Below are 19454 nucleotides of genomic sequence, written 5' to 3' on the forward strand. Positions count from 1 at the left end.
AGATCCGTGAGCTGCCCCGCCTCGGTACTCGACCCCAGATTGATGTGCACACTCACACCATCCGCACCCAACGCCACGGCCTCCTCCACCGCACCCACCATGATCTTCGCATCGACGTCCGCAGCATGCCGGGTACTGCCGTTCAGATGCACGATCAACGCCAAGTCCCCGAGCAGCCCGGCCGGCAAGAACCGCACCCGCCCCTTGTGGACCACGATCCCGTCCACCTCATTGGCCGCCATGTCCGCCACCAGCCCGGCAAAACCCGCCGTGGTCGCCACCGGACCATCAGCCAGCGAGTGGTCCAACGGAACCAGGAACATCGTGCCGGAAGCCGAGTGAACAATCCGCCGAACCCGACGATCCTTTCCCGTCCAGCCGTATGACTCGGTCATTTTCCTGCCCCTTCCCCATCTTCCGGAGATCGTTTGTGACACTCGAATTTCGCCGTCCCAACGGGACCAAAAATAGAGCAGGAATGTCAAGACTTCTGTTTCGAGATCCCCGTCGAATTGGCTTTCCGCTGTTTCGGCGCCCGATTGCTTCGGCGCCCGGACATCAATAAACATCCGAGACCGACGCGGAGGTCAAGGGAGCGGACCGCCGCCTTTCCAGGTGCACGGCGAGTTCCTGCCAGCCCTTAATGCTCACCACCGCCAGTTCGGATACGAAGTGGACGCAGTGGTCAGGGAGGTCCGCGATGAGACGCTCGCGGGCGCCCGGATCCATCGCGCCCACCGCCAGGATGCTCAGCAGCAGGCGGCCGGACTGGGTGAACCGCAGCGAGGGGTCGGTGCGCAGCGAGTTGAGCATCACCTCGACGCTGCGTAAGCGGGCGCTGTCGCCGCTCCTCAGCGGGACGGCGGTGCGCGGGCCAGGGGCGCTCTGGGGCGTCTCGGAGGACCGCGCGGGAGCCGTGGCCCGCAGGCCCGGGGCGGCCGGCCCGCCCCGTCCGCGAAGCTGGTCGCGCACGCTGCGCACGGTACCGACGGAGACCCCGGCGACCGCGCTGACCGCACGCAGGGACGAGTTCGGGTCCTTGGCCAGGATCTCCCGGACGCGCTCCCGGCCGGCTGCAGCGTCCACGGGCCGGACCCTGCCGTCACGGCCGACCCTGGCCTGCCCGACGGGCTGTCCGGCCTCCGCGCGCACCGCTGCGACCGTCTTGGGCGACAGTCCGACGACCGACGCGATGGCCCGGTTCGACCAGGCGGCGTGCTCGCTCAGGATGCGCCTGACGGCCGCCTTGCGATCGGCCAGGGACAGCGGCAGCCCGTGCTGGACGTTCAGGCGCACCGCCAGGACGAACGCGCCGATGTCGTCACCGTCGAAGAAGCAGGCCCGGATCTCCCGCTCGCCCCGGAGCTGGGCGGCGCGTACCCGGTGCCGCCCGTCCACCACCCGGTTGGTGTCCCGTTGGACGATGATGGGCGGCAGCTCGGCTCCCGACGCCAACTCCGCCAAGGCCTGGGCGTGTTCGTCGTCCTCCCCTGCCGTCCGGGGCGAGTCCGACAGGACCAGGTCGGCCACGGAGACCCATCGGACCTCCGCGCCCACCTCGGTACCCGAGTGGTGGGTTCCACCGCCGTCGAGCCCCGGAGGTCCGGCATCCTTGCTCCGTATGCGGGTGTGGATCGCCTCGACGTCTGCCATGCCGCCCCCTCGACCGCATCCTCGGTTGCCACGTCCTGCTGTCCTCGTTGCCCGTCCGGCGGTGGCGCGGGGCGCTCCGCCGACGCAATCGACACTGGCAGCAAAAAATACCTTTGACAAGGTATCTTCTTATTCTTGCAGGTCAGACCGCATATCGGTCGGGCAACTGTGCCCCTTCCTCAGTTGCACACCCTTCCGGGACATCCGCCGCACCGGCCCGGACGCCCGACACCCGAACGCCGTGCAAGTGGGGCACTCTCCGCAATTGCACACCCGCGCAGGCCGGGCGGACGAGGCTGGCCCGCCGCTCGAATCGGGCGCTACGCTGACCGCGCTCCGGCCGCCTCCCTGTCCCCGCGCATTCGCCGGGACATCGCGGTCCGATCGTAATTTCCACCGGATTACCGCACCGGGGAGAGCGCACTCTGTAGCCGGCGGCCGAGCCCCGGATTTTCGATGATCTGCACTCGGTGATCAGCACACTGTCATCAACACACTGATCGGACCGACTGGGTTGTGTACGGCTTCCGCCCGGGTTTTCCCGCGGGCGGGCGAATGGTCAGCGGCAGGCGCGGCCGGAAAGGTGTAGTTATGAGGAACAATCCGCGAGTCATTTCCACGCGCGCCGAATTGGAGGCCAACCGGAAGCAGCGGATCGCCGGCCTGGTGGCGGCAGAGCCGGAACTCGCCGGCCGCCTGCCGCTGCGGGAGGTCTTCGAGGCCACCGCCCAGGACGGGCTGCGGCTGGCCGAGATCGTCCGCCGGACGCTCGCGGGCTACGCGGACCGGCCCGCCCTCGGCGAGCGCGCCCGGGAGTTCGTCACGGTGGCCGGACGCACCGAGATGCGGCTGCTCCCCCGCTTCGACACCGTCACGTACGGCGAGCTGTGGATGCGGCTGCGGGCGATCGCCGCCGACTGGTACCACCACCCCGACCACCCGCTGCGCGCCGGCGACTTCGTCGCCACCCTGGGCTTCGCCGGCGCCGACTACACCGCGGTGGACCTGGCGTGCAGCCAGGTCGGCGCGGTCTCGGTGCCGTTGCACAACAACGCCTCCGTGGAGCACATCCGTCTGCTGGTGGAAGAAGCCGCGCCGCGCGTCTTCGCCACCAGCGTGGCCCGTCTGGCGCCGGTCCTCGACGCCCTGGCCGGGGACACCTCGGTGCGCCGGCTGATCGTCTTCGACCACCACCCCGAGCTCCACGAGCACCGCGAAGCCGTGGCGGCCGCGTCCCGGCGGCTGGCCGCCGCCGGCTCACCGCTGACCCTGGAGCTGCTGTCCGAGGTGGTCGGGCGCGGACGCGCGCTGCCCGACCCGCCGGTCCTGCCGGCCGAGGACGGCACCGAGGCGCTGTCCTCACTCATCTACACCTCGGGCAGCACCGGCAGCCCCAAGGGCGTGATGTTCACGGAGTCGACGGTGTCCCTGATGTGGCGCCCGAACTGGGAGCCCGCGCACCAGTACCCCGTGATCACCGCCAACTTCCTGCCGCAGAGCCATCTCGTGGCGCGGCGGCTGGTCGCCAAGACCCTTGCCCAGGGCGGCACCGCCTACTTCATGGCCACCAGCGACCTGTCCACGTTCCTGGAGGACCTCGCGCTGATCCGACCGACCGAGCTCGCCCTGGTGCCGCGGGTCTGCGAGATGGTCTTCCAGAGCTACCAGAGCCGACTCGAACAGCTCGCCCCGCAGGGCGAGTTGCGAGGTGCGGAGCACGCCGAGCTCCTGGCGCACTTTCGCGACGAGGTGTTCGGCGGCCGGCTCGTCCTGGCCCCGTGCGGTTCGGCCCCGCTCGCCCGCGAGCTGGTCGACTTCCTGGAGACCTGCCTGGAGATCCCCTTCCTCAACAGCTACGGCACCACCGAGACCGGCCTGGTCATGCTCGACCAGTGTGTCCAGCGGTCGCTGGTGCTCGACTACAAGCTGGTGGACGTACCCGAACTCGGCTACTTCACCACGGACTCCCCGCACCCCCGGGGTGAACTGCTGCTCAGGTCGCGGCTGCTCACTTCCGGCTACTACCGCCGCCCCGAGGTCACCGCCGAGGTCTTCGACCAGGACGGGTTCTACCGCACCGGCGACATCATGGCCGAACTCGAACCGGACCGGCTGGTCTACGTCGACCGGCGCAACAACGTACTCAAGCTCTCCCAGGGCGAGTTCGTGGCCCTGGCGAAGCTGGAGGCCGCGTTCGTCGCCAGCCCGCTGGTGCACCAGATCTTCGTGTACGGCAACAGCTCCCAGGCGTTCCTGCTCGCCGTGGTGGTGCCCACTCCCGAAGCACTCGAACAGACGCCCGACGAAGCGGCGCTGAAAGCCGCAATCAGCGCGTCCCTGCAGCGCATCGCCAAGGACGCCGGACTCCAGCCCTACGAGATCCCCCGCGACCTGCTGATCGAGACCGAGCCGTTCAGCCAGGACAACGGCCTGCTGTCCGACTCGACCAAGCAGCTGCGGCCCCGGCTGAAGGCGCACTACGGCCCGCAGCTCGAACAGCGCTACACCCAACTGGCCGAGGGCCGGGCCAACGAGCTGCACGAGCTGCGGCAGAACACCGGGCGCCCGGTGCTGGAGACCGTCGCCCGCTCCGTCCAAGCCCTGCTCGGAACCGCCGAGCGCGAGCTGGACCCGGACACCCGGTTCACCGATCTCGGCGGCGACTCGCTGTCCGCGCTGTCGCTCTCCGGCCTGCTGCGGGAAGTCCTCGGCGTCGAAGTCCCGGTCGGGACGCTCATCGGCCCGGCCAACAGCCTGCGCCGGATCGCGGACCACATCGAACAGGCCCGCGACAGCGCCCGGCCGACGCGGCGCCCCACCTTCGCCGACGTGCACGGCGACCACGCGGCCACCGCGCGGGCCGCCGACCTCACCCTGGACAGGTTCATCGACCCGGCCACCCTGGCCGCGGCCCCGTCCCTCCCGCGGCCGACCGGCGACCCCCGCACCGTGCTGCTGACCGGCGCCAACGGCTACCTCGGCCGCTTCCTGTGCCTGGAGTTGCTGGAGCGCCTCGCCCTCACGGGAGGCACCCTGATCTGCCTGGTCCGCGGCACCGACGACACCGACGCTCGACAGCGCCTCGAACGGGCCATGGACAGCGGGGACACCGAACTCAAGCGTCGTTTCGCCGAGTTGACCGCCGACGGCACGCTGCGGGTGCTGGCCGGCGACATCGGCACGGCCGAGCTGGGCCTGACCGGACCGGCCTGGGAGCGCCTCGCCGCCACCGTCGACCTGATCGTGCACCCGGCCGCACTGGTCAACCACGTGCTGCCGTACCGGCAGCTGTTCAGCCCCAATGTCGCGGGCACCGCGGAACTCGTCCGCCTGGCCCTCACCACCCGGCTGAAGCCGATCTCCTACCTCTCCTCGGTGGCCGTCGCCGCGCGCGCACGCGTGCTGGACGAGGACAGCGACATCCGCACGGCCGACCCGGAACGGCCGATCGACGAGGGCCACGCCAACGGCTACGCCACCAGCAAGTGGGCCGGCGAGGTGCTGCTCCGGGAGGCCCACGACGTGTGCGGGCTTCCGGTGACCGTCTTCCGCTCGGACATGATCCTCGCCCACGGCCGCTACACCGGGCAGGTCAACGTCACGGACACCTTCACCCGCCTGGTCCTCAGCCTGATCGCCACCGGGATCGCGCCGCAGTCCTTCTACCGGGCCACGGACCCGGACCGGCCGCCGCGCGCCCACTACGACGGGCTGCCGGCCGACTTCGTCGCCGCCGCGGTGACCGCACTGAGCGGCGGCGCGGCCGGCTACCGCACGTACAACGCGGTCAACCCGCACGACGACGGCGTCTCGCTGGACACCGTGGTCGACTGGCTGATCGACTCCGGCACGCCGATCCACCGGATCGCGGACCACCGGGAATGGCACGAGCGCTTCGAGACCGCGCTCCGGGGGCTCCCGGAGCGCCAACGACTGCACTCCCTGCTGCCGCTCCTGCACGCGTACCACGCACCGGCGACGCCCGTGGCCGGGTCGGCCGTCCCCGCCGAACGGTTCCGCCAGGCGGTGCGGAACGCCGGAATCGGAGCGCAGGGCGACATCCCCCACCTGTCCCGGCCGCTGATCGAGAAGTACCTGACGGACCTTCAGCACCTGCATCTGATCTGACCAGCCCTTCCGCCACCTCCGCAGTCGCACCCGTGTCAGGAAAGGACACCGCACGCATGACTCTCCCCACCGCCCCGCTCGGCACCGACGGCCCCGCGGTGGGCGTCCAGGGCCTCGGCTGCATGGGTATGTCCGAGTTCTACGGGCCGACCGACCACGCCGAGGCCCTCGCGACGCTCGACATGGCGCTCGACGCCGGCGTCACGGTCTTCGACACCGCCGACGTCTACGGCTTCGGCGCCAACGAGGAGCTGATCAGCCCCTTCGTCCGCGCCCACCGCGACCGGGTGGTGCTGGCCACCAAGTTCGGGGTCGTGCGCCGGACGGACGACCCGGCCTATCGGGGCGTCAACAACCACCCCGCCTACGTCCGTTCCTCGGTGGACGCCTCGCTGCACCGCCTCGGCGTGGACGTGATCGATCTCTACTACCTGCACCGCCGCGACCCGCAGGTGCCGCTGGCGGACTCGGTCGGTGCGATGGCCGAGCTGGTGCAGGCCGGCAAGGTCCGGCACCTCGGACTGTCCGAGGTCACCGGGCCGGAGCTGCGCGAAGCGTACGCGGTGCACCCGATCGCCGCGGTGCAGTCCGAGTGGTCACTGTTCTCCCGCGACGTCGAACGCCACGTCGTCCCGGCCGCCGCCGAACTGGGGGTCGCCTTCGTCCCGTACTCACCGCTCGGCCGGGGCTTCCTGGCCGGGGCCTTCGCCAGCGCCGACGAACTGGCGGCGGACGACAACCGGCGTTCCATGCCCCGCTTCAACGGCGCCGGCGCCGCCGCCAACGCGGCCCTCGTCGAACCGATCCAGAAGATCGCCGCCGAACGCGGCGCCACCACGGCCCAGATCGCCCTCGCCTGGGTGCACCAGCGCGCCGCGGTGCACGGGCTCACCGTCGTCCCGATCCCCGGCACCCGCCGCCGCACCCGCCTGGTCGAGAACATCGCCGCCGCGACCCTTCCCCTGACCGCCACCGAACTCGCCGCACTCGAACCGATCGCCGCACGTATCTCCGGCACCCGGTACGCGGACATGCGCTTCACCTCGCACGGCCGCGAGTAGCCGCCCGCCAATCACTCCGTCCCGCCCAAGCCCCGCGCCGCCGAACACACCTGGCAGGCGCGTTCCTGCCGCACGACACGGAGCACTACGCCGACCGGCTCACCGACCTGTTCGAAGTCGTGCTCGGCACCGGCAGGCGCCGCGGCGAGATCCCCGCCCTGCTCCTGCCACTGCTGGAGCTGTTCCACGAGGAGTGCTGACGCGGGGTGGATGCCGGACCGAAAGGCTGCTGCCGCGGGCGATGCGGCGCAGGAACAATTTACATACCTTCGCGAAGGGATTATTCTCGCTCCCGTGAAGCCCGCCCGAGCGGGCCGACGCCCCCGCTCATCCCAAAGGAAGAAACACACCATGGCCACCTCAGACACACGACCGCCACGGTGGGCCGGGTACACACTCGCCCTGCTGGCGTTCACCCAGTTCATCGTCACCATCGACTACAACATCGTCTATGTGGCACTGCCGGACATCGGTCGCCAACTCGACTTCTCCGCACAGTCGCTGCAGTGGGTCGTCAGCGCCTACTCGGTCGCGCTCGGCGGACTGCTGCTGTTCGGAGGTCGCGCGGTCGACCGGATCGGCCCGCGCCGCATGCTGGTCACCGGCCTGGTGATCTACGCGCTGTCCTCGCTCGTCGGCGGACTCGCGCAGAACGCCGGGCTGTTGGTGGCGGCTCGCGCGACCCAGGGCGTGGGCGGTGCTCTGCTCACCCCGGCGACTCTGATGCTCATCTTCACCACCTTCGCCCCGGGCCCGGAGCGCAACCGGGCCACCTCCGTGTGGGGTGCCATGGGCAGCGCGGGCCTGGCCGCCGGCTCACTGCTCGGCGGGGTGCTGACCAGCGCCCTCGGCTGGAGCTGGGTCTTCTTCGTGAACGTCCCGCTCGCGCTGGGCGTCGCCTTCGCCGCCACTCGGATCCTGCCCGCCGACCGCCCGCTCGGCAGCGGTCGCAGCTTTGACGCACTCGGAGCCGTGGTCGCCACGATCGGCTCGACGCTGCTGGTCTTCGGCCTGGTCAGCGGTCCGGCCAAGGGCTGGGGCTCGACCGAGGGCGCCGGCTCCCTGGCAGTTGGCGCGCTGCTGATGGCACTCTTCGTCCTCATCGAGAAGCGCTCCGCCGACCCCCTGGTACCGCTGAAGCTGTTCGGTCTGCGGGGCCTCACCGTCGCCATGCTGGCCTTGATCGTCTTCCAGGCCTCCCTGGGCGGCACGTACTACCTGCTCACCACCTACCTGCAGACGGGGCTCAACTACAGCCCGCTCGCCGCGGGAATCGCATTCCTGCCACCGACCGTGATCTGCATGGCGGTGTCGATGAAGCTCAACGCCCGGGTGCTGGGCCGGCTCGGCGTTCGTACGACACTCTTCTGCGGCACGGTCCTCACCGCCGTCGGGCTGGCCGCGATCATCGCGGGCATGTCCATGCACGGCTCCTACTGGACGCTGCTGCCGGGGATCGCGATCTGGGGTACCGGCGGCGGCTTCGCCTTCCCGTCGCTCTTCGTCGCAGTGGCGTCCTCGGGCGTCGAGCCGGCCCAGCAGGGGGTCGCCTCGGCTCTCGCCTCCACCTGCCGTCAGATCGGCGGCGCCCTCGGCCTCGCAGCCCTGGTCGCGGTGGCGAACTCCCACGCCGGCCGCGCCCCGGACGCCGCCACGCTCGTCGACGGGCTGCGGACAGCAGGCTGGGTCGCCGCCGCCGGGACGCTCGGCGGCGCCTTCATCGGACTCGGGCTCAAGAAGCAGCCCCGGCCGACTCCCGCAGCTGCCCCCACGTCGACGGACCTCTCCGAGGCCGCCTCGCAGGCCTGACGTTACGTCGGCAGAGACAGTCCTCCATCCCATCCTCTTGAAGGAAGGTCTCCTGTGGCACTGAACTCTTCGCAACCCGGGGCCTGGGGTTGATGACGAAGGGCTGAGGGGTGTTCGTGACGCGGCAGGGCTCCTGTGTCGTTCTGTTGGTGATCTCATTCATCAACATCTCGACGCAGGAGCCCTGTTGCTGCCGTAGGGCGCCCACCGCCACTGCCGGCCGGTACGCTACCGAGGCCGTCGACATCCAGGCCGACCACGCGCCAGCCCGGTGGCCGCCGTCGAGCCGTACTCCTCGCAGAAGCGCCGTCACCACGGGATGGACGTCGCGGTCCTGGCCCACCGAGACGGCACCGCACCTCGCTACTCGCGCACACTGCCCGGGCGAACCCACGACCTCACGGCCGCTCACGCTCATGGAGTGAGTCAAGCGCGGTTGACGAGGCAGATCCTGGTACGCGCCGGCGACCGTGCGTACGCAGAGCCGGAGTCACGGGCGAGACGCGGGTGCCACATGATCCGCCCAAGGCGTCATTAGACCATCCACCACCCTTTCCCCACGTGAAAGCCGCGGACGTCGGACTTCCGGTGAACGACCTCGACTTGTGCCGGCGACAATGCCGCGCTTCCGACCCACGGCTTTCATCGCGGCGTCCGTTCCCCGGCCGGCCAGGGGCACGCCCTCGTCGTGGATGCCCGTGCGATTGACGTAGAGAATCGCGCTGAACACATCACGCTGAACACGTCGCACAGTTTTTTGTAAGGTCTTTTTTGTCGGCCAGGAATGGCTCCCTCCGTGCAAGTGGGGATGTCCCACACTTGCACAGCGTCGGGGATGCCGCCCGCGGTGCAGGCGGCGCAAGCCGGCTCAGCTCAGGCCGCCGATCGCTCTCAGATACTGCGCTTGCCCAGTTACATACCTCTGCGAAGGTATGCGATTCTGGGCGGGAAGCCGCTGGTGACTCAGGGCACCAGTGTCAGCTCTCCGGTGATGGACGACCCGCGTACCGCACTGCGCCAGGTACAGCGTGCCCATCTCCCCCGGCCGGACGAATTGCCGACCACTCACCCGGTGTCCGCTCGTCTGCCGGAGAACCGCACTTTCCACGGATCCTGAGCTTTCTAAGGAACCTGAATGAAATTCGGAAACGATCTGCGGATCAAAACCGTGACCTCCTGGTTTCCACCGGACCGCGAAACCGTCGAGGACGCCGTGACCGAAGGCAAGCTGAGTGCCTCGGACGCGGACAAGCTCGGCCTCACCCAGCTGCCGGTCTCGGCCCGGTGGTCCGGCCCCGAGATGGCGGCAGCAGCCGGCCGTGACGCGATCAGCCGGGCGGGCTGGAGCCCTTCCGAGGTGGGCCTGGTACTGCACACCTGGATCTACCACCAGGGCCATGACATGTGGTCGCCACCGCACTTCGTGGCGAACGAGGTGGGTGCTGCCCATGCCCTACCGTTCGGCGTCCAACAGGGCTGCAACGCGGGCGCGCTGGCCCTCCACCTGGCCGCCCTGCACCTGGACGCCGACCCCGGGCTCGGCGCCGCGCTCATCACCACGGGCGACCGCTTCGCACCTCCCGGTATGGACCGTTGGACCTCCGACTACGGCCTGGGCTTCGGTGACGCGGGGACCGCGGCGCTGATTCACCGCGGCGGCGCAGGACCCGACGACTACGCGCTTCTGTCCCTGGCCACCGCGACCGACGCCCAGTTCGAGCTGATGATGAGGCACGGCGACGACTTCAGCCCCGCGCCCATGTGGCACAACGCCTTCATCGACCTGCGCCGTCCCAAGAAGTCCTATCTGGCGGTGTACGGCAAGGAGAAGTTCGAGTCCGTCGCCGGCCGGATGATCCGCAAAGTGATCGCGGACAGCCTGCACGACGCGGGACTGCAGCCCGACGACCCCCGGATCAAGTACATCGCTCTGCCACGGCTCGGAGCGAGCCTGCTGGACGCCATCTACGCCCCGGTGCTGAATGAGCTGCTCAAGGCCGAGGCACTGCGGTTCGGTTCGGCCACCGGCCACCTGGGGTGCGGGGACTTCCTCGCGAACCTGGCCGACCTGCGGGACCGTGTGCCGCTCCAGCCGGGCGATGTCGCCCTGGTGATCAGCGGTGGGGCGGCCTGGACATGGGCCTGCGCCGTCGTCCAGGTACCGCAGGAACAGGATCAGGAGAGGGGTGTCTGATGGGAATTGGATTCCTCGGCCTGGGCGGCCATGTGCCGCCGCTGGTCATCGACAACGCACAGGTCGCCGAGTGGACCGGCTCGGACGAGAACTGGATCGTCGAGCGGACCGGCATCCTGGAGCGCAGGTACCGGGAGCCCGGTACCACCACCTCCGACCTCGCGCTGCACGCCGCCCGTGAGGCGCTGGCCGTACGGCCCGAGGCGGAAGGCCGGCTCGGGCTGATCGTCGTGGCCACTTCGACGCCCGACCAGCCGCAGCCCTCCACCGGGGCGATTCTGCAGGACAAGCTGGGCCTGTCCGACACCCCGGCATTCGACGTCAATGCGGTGTGCTCCGGCTTCCTCTACGCACTGGCGGTCGCCGACTCGATGCTGTCGGCGCGGCTGACCGAGCAGGGCGGCGACTACGCCCTGGTGGTCGGCACGGACATGTACTCGACGTTGATGAACCGCACCGACCGGCGCACCGTCAGCCTGTTCGGCGACGGGGCCGGGGCGGTGCTGCTCGGTCCGGTGCCCGAGGGGTACGGCGTACTGGGCTGGCGGCTGGTCACCCACGGCGAGCACCGCGACCTGGTCGAGGTACCCGCGGGCGGCACCCGCACACCGCTGGACGCCCAGGCTCGGGAGGCAGGAGAGCACCTGTTCCGGATGCAGGGTCGTGAGGTGCGCGAGTACGCGCTCCGCGTGCTCCCCAAGGTGGTCGGTGAGGCGCTCGACTCGGCCGGGATCCGGCTGGAGGAGGTGGACCGCTTCATCCTGCACCAGGCCAACACCCGTCTGGTGGAGGCGTGCTGCCGCGAACTCGGCGTCGACCCCGACCGGGTACCGCTCACCGCACCGCACTTCGGCAACACCGCCACGGCCTCCATCCCGCTCACTCTGCTCGCGGAGCACGAACGCCGGCCCTTCCGGCGGGGCGAGCGCCTGGTGCTGGCCGGCGTGGGCGGCGGCATGACTGCGGGGGCCGTCGTCGTCCGCTGGTACTGAGTCCGCCGCAATACCGCTGGAAACCAAGAAAGCACTGCGAAAGGAGTGAGATATGCCGAAGGCGACTGCGGCGGGGCTCCGCCGCTACGAACTGTGGGACCCGATGCCCGACGAAGTACGGGAGGGCGCCCGGCGGTTCGCGACCGTACAGGCGCTCAACGAGTTGGTAGGTGTGCTGCCGTTCGCCGAGTGGCTGGACCGCGCGCCCAGCTACACCAGGCGGCAGATGCTCATGGCCAAGGTCCAGGACGAGGTCGGTCACGGGCACGTGGCCGCACGGGTCGCCGAGGACCTCGGCATGCCGCGAGAGCGAATCCTCGTCGACTACCTCGAGGGACGCTCGAAGGTGCACAACATCTTCCACTACTCCTTCGCGTCCTGGGAGGAGTTCGGTCCCGGGCTGCTCCTGATGAACTCGGCCGCGATCCTCCAGTTCCAGTCCCTGATGAAGGGCGTGTACCTGCCGTACGCCCGGGCGCTGCGCAAGATCGAACGCGAGGAGTCCTTCCACTACCAGCACGCCTTGGACCTCACCCACGAGGTCCTGACACACGGCGACGCCGAGCAGCGCCGCCGGGTGCAGGAGGGGTTCGAGCTGTGGCTGCCGCGGGTGCTCGCCTACCTCGGGCCGCCCGACACCGACACCCTGCACGCCAACCGCATGTGGCAGATCGGCCTGAAGCCGGACGGCAACGACGAGCTGCGCCAGGCCTGGCTGAGCAAGATCATTCCGGTCTTCCAGAAGCTCGGCGTGCACGTGGATCCCGCAATGGTCCGTCAGTTGCCCTCGGGTGACTGGGAGTTCGCGATGCCCGACTGGGCCGAGGTGAAGAAAGTGATCGCAGGCGGTGGACCGGCATCGCAGCAACGGCTGGACTGGGTGCGCGGTGCCCTGGACCGCAATGCGCGGTACCGGCGCGCGCTGAAGGGGGTGGCGTGAATGCCGCACGTCCCGACCGAACCCGATGTCTACGAGGTGTTCGCGCAGAACGGCACGGGCACGGCGCTCAACCACGTCGGCTCCATCGTCGCGCCGCGCCGGGACGCCGCCTGGCACCTGGCCAAGGAGACCTACGGGCGCCGCGATGACCTCGCCAGGCTCTGGGTGGTCCGCCGCACCGACATGATCGTCTCCAGTGGGGGTGACCGCGACCTGCTCGCCGCCAAGACCCGGATGCCACACCGTCAGCCCGGCTTCCCCACCACGCGCCGCCGCGACCGCTCCGCCGCCCCAGATACTGCCGCTCCCCCGCCGCGGCGCCACGACAGCGCCCTGTCCGAGCGCCGCGACGACGGGCGCGGGGCCGGAGAACCCGAGCTCGCCGGCCTGTGGCTGGCGCTCGCCGACGACCTGTTCGTGCTGGGCAACCGGCTGGGCGAACGCATCGTCGACTACATCGACCTGGAGGAGTCGCTGGCGGTCGGCTCGATCGGGCAGGAGGCACTGGCGCACGCCGAGACGATTCTGGCGTTGTGCGGCTTCGACCAGTCTGCCGCCGACGCCCACTTCTTCGAGCGGGCGCAGACGCAGTGGCAGGTGTCCCGCGTCATCGGCAGGCTCACCGACTGGCCGTCCACCGTGGCCTGCAGTCTCGTGATCTCCGCGGCCGTCACCGTACTCGCCGAGCAGCACGCCGGGGTCGAGCCCGCGATCACCGCCATCCACGACGAACAACTGGTCCACCTGGACCACTGGCGGCGGTGGGCGCAGGCGCTGGCCGCCTGGCCCGAAACCCGTGCGGAGTTCGCGAGCGCCTTCGCCGAAGTGACCGAGTGCGCCGGCGATCTGTTCGGTGCCCGGCCGCAGGGGGCTTCGACGGAGGCTGTGCCCGGCCGTTCGGCCCTGGCCGTATCGCTGCACGAGCGTCTGACCGCACTGGTCAGCGACAGCGGCGGGCCCGGATCGCGCCTGCCGGACCTCCCGGTGGCGCGGACCCCAGGACTGGGCGGGAGCGTACTGGCCGACTGCGTCTCCCGCGGACGCCTGGTCCGCGACCACTACGCCCCGGAGGTGTTCCTTTGAGTCCCGACCTGCTCACCGACGTGGTCGCCGACGTGCGCGACCCGGAGATCGACGTGAGCCTGGGCGACCTCGGGGTGCTGCGCTCGGTGTCGCTGACCGACGGCCGGATCGTGGTCCACCTGGCTCCCACCCGGCTCAGCTGCCCCGCCCGCGGCGAGATCTCGCGACGGGTGCGGTCCGCGGTCGCCGATGCGGCGCCGGGACACGGGATCGAGATCGTGTGGGAGCGCGGCGCGTGGCAGCCCGCAGCGGTGACCACCGCCGGCCGGGATGCGCTGCGCATCGCCGGATACCGCGTGGCGGGTGCCGCTCCCAGGTGCCCCTACTGCGGCGGCGACGACGTCGTGCGGGCCGGCCGCTTCGGCGGGGCGGTGTGCAAGGTGCCCTACGACTGCCGTGGCTGCGGCTCGCTCTTCGACGTGATCGGTACGGCCGGCTGCTCGGCCGTACTCCCCACACCCGACTCCACGCAAGGAGGATCATGATGAGACTCAGTGGGAAGACCGCCGTGATCACCGGAGGCTCCCGGGGCCTCGGCCGGGCGATCGCGGAACGCTACCTGCTGGAGGGAGCGCGGGTGGTCTGCGCCGCGCGCAACCCCTATGACATCAAGGAGGTTCTCGACCTCGCACCCGATCGCGGCGCCTACGTCCAGGTCGACGTCACCAGTGACGATTCGGTCACCGCACTGATGGCCGAAGCCGCCGAACGCTTCGGCGGCATCGACATCCTGGTCGCCAACGCCGGTGTCAGCCGGGACGGGCGGGTGGACCGGCTGCCGGTCACCGACTGGCAGGACATGGTGGCCACCAACCTGACCGGGGTCTTCCTCTGCACCAGGGCCGCCGTTCCCTACCTGGAACACAGCGCGGCCGGCCGGATCGTCAACGTCTCCTCCAGCATGGCGACCCGGGTCGCGATCGGAGCCGCCGGATACTGCGCCACCAAGGCCGCCGTGGAGATGTTCACCCGGGTCAGCGCGATCGAACTCGCCCCGCGCGGCATCCTGGTCAACTCCCTCGCCCCGGGAATCCTCGCCGAGGGGATGGGCCAGCAGCTCACCGCCAACGACCGGATCTGGTCGCGCTACAAGACCAGGCTGGCGCTCGGCCGGCCCGGCAGCTCCGACGAAGCCGCCGACGCGGCGGTCTTCCTGGCCGGTCCCGAGTCCAGCTATGTCAACGGCCACGTACTGGAAGTGAACGGAGGACTGCTGTGGTCATGACGAACGCCTCTGCGGTGGAACACCCCGCGGCATGGCTTGCCATCGACGGAGCGGTGGGCATCCTGCGCCTGGACCGGCCGCCGCTCAACGTTCTCGACCGTACGGCACAGGTCGCGCTGCGGCTCGCCGCTGAGCAGGCCGCGGCCGACGAACGGGTTCGCGCGGTCGTCCTGCACGGCGGGCCCAAGGCCTTCTCGGCGGGGGCCGACATCAAAGAGATGGCCACGATGACGCACGCCGAGATGGTCGGGCACGCGGCCGTGCTCCAGGCCGCCTTCGACGCGGTGGCCACCATCCCCAAGCCGGTGGTGGCCGCGATCAACGGACCCGCTCTCGGCGGCGGTTGTGAGCTGGCCCTGGCAGCCGACGCGCGCATCTGCGGCAGCGAGGCGCGCCTCGGACTCCCCGAGATCCTGCTCGGCGTCATCCCCGGAGCGGGCGGCACCCAGCGGCTGCCCAGGCTGATCGGTCCGGCCAAGGCCAAGGAACTGATCTTCACCGGACATCAGGTCGGCGCGGACGAGGCACTGGAGATGGGCCTGGTGGACCAGGTCACGCCGCCCGGCCTGGTGCTGGAAACCGCACTGAAATGGGCGCGGCGCTTCGAGACGGGCCCCGCACTGGCAATACACGCCGCCAAGACCGCCGTCGACCAGGGCCTGGCGACGGATCTGGCCGCCGGGCTGGCGATCGAACGGTCGGTGTTCGCCGCACTGTTCGCCACCGAGGACCGGATGACCGGCATGCGGCGGTTCGCAGCCGACGGGCCCGGCCGCGCGACCTTCAACGGGAGATAGTCACCATGCGTACAGCGACCGGCGAGTTCCAACGAGCCCGCGACCACCTGCTGTCCTCCTATGGCGACCTGCCGCGGGCCCGGGCCTTCCCCCGGCCCGGGCCCGGCCAGACCTTCAGCTGGGTCGCGGACTGGTTCGACGCCATCTCCGACGGCAACCATGCCACCGCGCTGCGCGTGGTCGACCTGGACCGGCAGGGTGCGGTCCTCGCCGACACCGCGGTGAGCTTCGCCGAGCTGGCCGAGCGCTCCCAGCGGGTCGCCCAATGGCTGCGCTCGGTCGGCGTACGACGCGGGGACCGCATCCTGCTGATGCTCAGCAACCGGGTGGAACTGTGGGAGTGCGTGCTGGCCGCGTTCCGGCTGGGCTGCGCGGTGATCCCCGCGTCCGTCCAGCTCACGCCCGCCGACCTGGCCGACCGGCTGGAACGCGGCGGGGTGGCGCATGTCATCGCCGAGGCCGATCTCACCCCCAAGGTCGCCGGCCTGCAGGGCGGATGGACCCGCATCGCCGTCGGGGACCGGGTTCCGGGCTGGCGGGAGTACCAGCAGGCCTACGCCGCCGCACCGCTGCGGGAGGCGGTGCGGACAGGGCCCGAGGAGCTGTCGCTGATCTACTTCACCTCGGGCACGACCTCCCGTCCCAAGATGGTCGGACACACGAACGCGAGCTATCCGATCGGCCATCTGTCGACCATGTACTGGATCGGCCTGCGCCCCGGCGACGTGCACCTCAACATCTCCTCGCCCGGTTGGGCGAAACACGCCTGGAGCTGCCTGTTCGCCCCCTGGAACGCACAGGCGTCGGTCCTGGTCGTCAACCAGCCGAGGTTCGCCGCGCGTCCGCTGCTGGAGATGATGTCGCGCTACGCGGTGACCTCCTTCTGTGCGCCGCCCACCGTCTGGCGGAACCTGATCCAGGAAGACCTCAAGCGGTGGCCGATGTCGCTCCGCGAGGCGGTGGCCGCTGGGGAACCGCTGAACGCGGAGGTGGTGCACCGCATCCGCGAGGCATGGGGGGTCACGATACGGGACGGCTACGGGCAGACCGAGACCACCGCGCAGATCGGGACCCCGCCGGGGATGCCGATCGTCGAGGGGGCATTGGGCTGGGCGCTGCCGGGCTACCAGGTGACGCTGCTGGACCCGCGCACCGACGCCCCCGTCCGGGGCAGCTCCGCGGAGGGCGAGATCTGCCTGCCGCTGGCCGGCCGGCCGCTCGGCCTGATGAGCGGGTACCTGGGCAATCCCGAGGCGACCGAGCGCTGCATGCGCGGCGGCTACTACCACACCGGCGACACCGCCACCCGTGACGCCGACGGCCTCTTCCGCTACCTGGGACGCGGTGACGACGTCTTCAAGGCATCCGACTACAGGATCTCCCCCTTCGAGCTGGAGAGCGTACTGTTGCGGCACGCTGCCGTCGCCGATGCCGCCGTGGTGCCCTCACCCGAACCGCTGCGACTGGCCGTGCCCAAGGCGTACGTGGCACTCGCCGCCGGCTACCAGCCGGAATCCGAGACCGCACAGCAGATCCTCGCGCACGCTCGTGAACACCTCGCACCCTACAAGCGCATCCGTCGCATCGAGTTCGCCGAGCTGCCCAAGACCATCTCCGGCAAGACCCAGCGCGCCGAGCTGCGGAGGCGGGAGGAGCAGCGGCGTTCGCGGTCGGCACAGGAATGGTGGGAGGAAGACTTCCAGAGCTAGCCCCCCGCGAATCAGGCGCACTTCATCCGATTGGTGAGCGGGCTGTGCCACTGGCGGACATGCCACTTGTACAGCCCGCTCGCCCGGTCAGACTTACCGGCGTAGCCGACCAACCAGCCTCGGAGGCGAAATGAATGCCGTCACCATAAGCAGGGGACAGCGCAGACGAGCCGTACTGAGCAGCCTCATCGGGAACAGCATTGAATTCTACGAATTCCTCATCTATGGCTCGTTTTCGTCACTCTACTTCGACAAGTTGTTCTTCCCTTCATTCGACCCAACCACCGGCACTCTGCTATCCCTGTCAACGTTCGCGGTGGCCTTTATAGGAAGACCGCTCGGCGCCTTCGTTTTCGGGCACTACGGAGATCGGGTGGGCCGCAAGACGACACTGATCACCACTCTCCTCGTGATGGGTGGCGCGACGGTCCTGATCGGCGTACTTCCCACCTACAGGACAATCGGTGTTGCCGCGCCGATATTGCTGACAACCCTCCGATTCATCCAGGGATGCTCACTCGGTGGAGAGTCGAGCGGTGGATTCTTGATGGCGCTGGAGTGCGCCCAGCCGAACAGGCGGGGCCTCCTCACCGCCATCGTCGGCACCGGTAACGCCTGGGGACTGCTGCTGGCCAACGGCGTCCTCCTCCTCGTCACTCTGCTTCCGGACCGGCAGGTGCTGGCATGGGGATGGCGATTGCCGTTCATCTTCAGCGCCGTGCTCGTGGGCGTCGCGCTCCATGTCCGGTTGCGGCTCGCGGAAACTCCCGAGTTCGAGCAGTCGAAAGCCGAGGGTGCGGTCAGGACCAGGCCGGCGTTCGACGTGGTGTCGCGGCACGGTCTGATCACCTTGTGCGCATCGATGTCGGCGCTTCCCACGTTCCTGGTGTTCTACCTCGGGTCGGTGTTCTCCCCCAAATATGGTGCCACCATCCACGTGGGCCGGTCCGTCATGCTGATGCTGCTCCTCGGATCGTGCATCTTCCTGATCGTCGCCATGCCGTTCTTCGGCTGGCTGGGTGATCGGTACAACCGCAAGGTGGTCTTCGTCGGCGCCATCGTCGTCATGACGGTGACCCCGTTCGCCTGGTTCCCGTTGCTGAACACCAGGTCCTTCCCGCTGATGGCTCTCGGTTTCCTGCTGCTGTTCGCCGGGTTCGCCGCGAACTACGGCGTACAGGGGGCGTTCTATCCACAGCTGTTCCCCACGGTTCTGCGGTATTCCGGAATGTCCATCAGCTACAACGTGGGCGGGTTGCTCGGCGGTGCCATCAGCCCGATCATCGCCACGTCACTGCTCGGCGAGTTCAACAGCTGGACACCGATCGCCGTCTACATGGCGGCCGCCGGCGCGATCGCTCTGGCCGCTTCGGCATTCCTGCGGGAATACTCCGACAGCACGGCCGCACAGTACGCCGTCGAGCTACCGGCAACGGCCATGTCTCCCGACGTCGCCACCGCCAGGGGCTAGATCGAGAATCACAGCTCCACGTCCGCCTGGCCGCCGCCGACGCAGCCACCGCGCGCAGCCCAATGGCCTCTTGCGACGACAGCGCCAACTGCCCCGCATCCCCCACCAGTTCACTCACGGATCTATAGAGTGCCTCTCCATTGCGCTCCGGTGGCCTTCGGCCCAACACGTGATCCGCCCGGCGCCGCCTTTCGAACTCACCGCCGGACTGACAGGAGTCGACACGTATGTCTGTGGAAATCACCGCGCCGCCGGGCACGGGAACCCGATCCCCCGCTGACAAGGAAATCCGCCGTATGGACCGGGTGATCATCCGGTTCGCGGGGGACTCGGGTGACGGTATGCAGCTCACGGGTGACAGGTTCACCTCGGAGACGGCGTCGTTCGGCAAC

Annotated in this window: 14 protein-coding genes and 2 pseudogenes; 13 read left to right on the top strand and 3 right to left on the bottom strand. The window is 69.6% G+C overall.

Translation table 11 applies throughout. The features are described 5' to 3' along the window. Positions 1–395: pseudogene (locus ACWGJ5_RS45525) on the bottom strand (fructose-bisphosphate aldolase); the annotation flags it as partial. Positions 396–558: 163 nt separating this feature from the next. Beyond that, entirely contained in the window at positions 559–1653 is a 1095-nt protein-coding gene (locus ACWGJ5_RS45530; protein ID WP_453315476.1) for a ParB/RepB/Spo0J family partition protein, read from the bottom strand. A gap of 591 nt (positions 1654–2244) precedes the next feature. On the opposite strand from ACWGJ5_RS45530, the gene car reads away from it, so the two are divergent. Then, positions 2245–5781 carry a carboxylic acid reductase gene (gene car, locus ACWGJ5_RS45535; RefSeq protein WP_453315477.1) on the top strand — a complete coding sequence of 1179 codons (3537 nt, stop codon included), beginning with the start codon at positions 2245–2247 and terminating at the stop codon, positions 5779–5781. 56 nt (positions 5782–5837) lie between these two features. Then, entirely contained in the window at positions 5838–6842 is a 1005-nt protein-coding gene (locus ACWGJ5_RS45540; protein ID WP_453315478.1) for an aldo/keto reductase, read from the top strand. An 11-nt stretch (positions 6843–6853) separates the two neighbouring features. On the opposite strand, the gene ACWGJ5_RS45545 is transcribed toward ACWGJ5_RS45540, so the two are convergent. Further along, positions 6854–7030, bottom strand: a complete 177-nt coding sequence (locus tag ACWGJ5_RS45545) for a hypothetical protein (RefSeq protein WP_453315479.1) — start codon at positions 7028–7030, stop codon at positions 6854–6856. Positions 7031–7193: 163 nt separating this feature from the next. Between ACWGJ5_RS45545 and ACWGJ5_RS45550 the strand changes: the two genes are divergently transcribed. The 11 genes and pseudogenes from ACWGJ5_RS45550 to ACWGJ5_RS45600 all read left to right on the top strand — a co-directional run bounded on the left by ACWGJ5_RS45550 (position 7194) and on the right by ACWGJ5_RS45600 (position 19062). Beyond that, positions 7194–8651 carry an MFS transporter gene (locus ACWGJ5_RS45550; RefSeq protein ID WP_453315480.1) on the top strand — a complete coding sequence of 486 codons (1458 nt, stop codon included), beginning with the start codon at positions 7194–7196 and terminating at the stop codon, positions 8649–8651. Between the two features lie 271 nt (positions 8652–8922). Continuing rightward, a pseudogene (locus ACWGJ5_RS45555) lies at positions 8923–9129 on the top strand (IS5/IS1182 family transposase); the annotation flags it as partial. Positions 9130–9786: 657 nt separating this feature from the next. Then, positions 9787–10845 carry a ketoacyl-ACP synthase III family protein gene (locus tag ACWGJ5_RS45560; protein WP_453315481.1) on the top strand — a complete coding sequence of 353 codons (1059 nt, stop codon included), beginning with the start codon at positions 9787–9789 and terminating at the stop codon, positions 10843–10845. Beyond that, a complete protein-coding gene (locus ACWGJ5_RS45565) occupies positions 10845–11837 on the top strand; it encodes a 3-oxoacyl-ACP synthase III family protein (RefSeq protein WP_453315482.1) in 993 nt (330 codons plus the stop codon). The genes ACWGJ5_RS45560 and ACWGJ5_RS45565 overlap by 1 nt, the downstream gene beginning before the upstream one ends. 52 nt (positions 11838–11889) lie before the next feature. Beyond that, positions 11890–12777 (top strand): Phenylacetic acid catabolic protein, encoded by an 888-nt coding sequence (locus ACWGJ5_RS45570; protein ID WP_453315483.1) that lies wholly within the window; start codon positions 11890–11892, stop codon positions 12775–12777. Further along, a complete protein-coding gene (locus ACWGJ5_RS45575; RefSeq protein ID WP_453315484.1) occupies positions 12778–13860 on the top strand; it encodes a Phenylacetic acid catabolic protein in 1083 nt (360 codons plus the stop codon). Further along, positions 13857–14345 carry an iron-sulfur cluster assembly protein gene (locus tag ACWGJ5_RS45580; RefSeq protein WP_453315485.1) on the top strand — a complete coding sequence of 163 codons (489 nt, stop codon included), beginning with the start codon at positions 13857–13859 and terminating at the stop codon, positions 14343–14345. The genes ACWGJ5_RS45575 and ACWGJ5_RS45580 overlap by 4 nt, the downstream gene beginning before the upstream one ends. Continuing rightward, positions 14342–15085: an SDR family NAD(P)-dependent oxidoreductase gene (locus tag ACWGJ5_RS45585; protein WP_453315486.1), complete on the top strand. Its 744-nt coding sequence runs from the start codon at positions 14342–14344 to the stop codon at positions 15083–15085. The genes ACWGJ5_RS45580 and ACWGJ5_RS45585 overlap by 4 nt, the downstream gene beginning before the upstream one ends. Beyond that, positions 15082–15882 (top strand): enoyl-CoA hydratase/isomerase family protein, encoded by an 801-nt coding sequence (locus tag ACWGJ5_RS45590; protein ID WP_453315487.1) that lies wholly within the window; start codon positions 15082–15084, stop codon positions 15880–15882. Before ACWGJ5_RS45585 ends, ACWGJ5_RS45590 begins: the two co-directional genes overlap by 4 nt. Before the next feature lie 5 nt (positions 15883–15887). Then, on the top strand, positions 15888–17591 hold the full coding sequence (locus tag ACWGJ5_RS45595) for an AMP-binding protein (RefSeq protein WP_453315488.1): 1704 nt from the start codon (positions 15888–15890) through the stop codon (positions 17589–17591). A 130-nt stretch (positions 17592–17721) separates the two neighbouring features. Continuing rightward, the gene (locus ACWGJ5_RS45600; RefSeq protein ID WP_453315489.1) at positions 17722–19062 is read left to right on the top strand and encodes an MFS transporter; all 1341 of its coding nucleotides are present in this window, start codon (positions 17722–17724) and stop codon (positions 19060–19062) included. The last annotated feature ends 392 nt before the right edge of the window (positions 19063–19454 follow it).

It is taken from the genome of Streptomyces sp. NPDC054783 (genome assembly GCF_053611725.1).

Bases quoted from the DNA above. Each gene is read 5' to 3' on its own strand.
- ACWGJ5_RS45570 (WP_453315483.1), top strand. From the start codon at position 11,890: ATGCCGAAGGCGACTGCGGCGGGGCTCCGCCGCTACGAACTGTGGGAC.
- ACWGJ5_RS45560 (WP_453315481.1), top strand. From the start codon at position 9,787: ATGAAATTCGGAAACGATCTGCGGATCAAAACCGTGACCTCCTGGTTT.
- ACWGJ5_RS45590 (WP_453315487.1), top strand. From the start codon at position 15,082: ATGACGAACGCCTCTGCGGTGGAACACCCCGCGGCATGGCTTGCCATC.
- ACWGJ5_RS45595 (WP_453315488.1), top strand. From the start codon at position 15,888: ATGCGTACAGCGACCGGCGAGTTCCAACGAGCCCGCGACCACCTGCTG.
- ACWGJ5_RS45540 (WP_453315478.1), top strand. From the start codon at position 5,838: ATGACTCTCCCCACCGCCCCGCTCGGCACCGACGGCCCCGCGGTGGGC.
- ACWGJ5_RS45550 (WP_453315480.1), top strand. From the start codon at position 7,194: ATGGCCACCTCAGACACACGACCGCCACGGTGGGCCGGGTACACACTC.
- ACWGJ5_RS45585 (WP_453315486.1), top strand. From the start codon at position 14,342: ATGATGAGACTCAGTGGGAAGACCGCCGTGATCACCGGAGGCTCCCGG.
- car (WP_453315477.1), top strand. From the start codon at position 2,245: ATGAGGAACAATCCGCGAGTCATTTCCACGCGCGCCGAATTGGAGGCC.
- ACWGJ5_RS45565 (WP_453315482.1), top strand. From the start codon at position 10,845: ATGGGAATTGGATTCCTCGGCCTGGGCGGCCATGTGCCGCCGCTGGTC.
- ACWGJ5_RS45530 (WP_453315476.1), bottom strand. From the start codon at position 1,653: ATGGCAGACGTCGAGGCGATCCACACCCGCATACGGAGCAAGGATGCC.
- ACWGJ5_RS45600 (WP_453315489.1), top strand. From the start codon at position 17,722: ATGAATGCCGTCACCATAAGCAGGGGACAGCGCAGACGAGCCGTACTG.
- ACWGJ5_RS45575 (WP_453315484.1), top strand. From the start codon at position 12,778: ATGCCGCACGTCCCGACCGAACCCGATGTCTACGAGGTGTTCGCGCAG.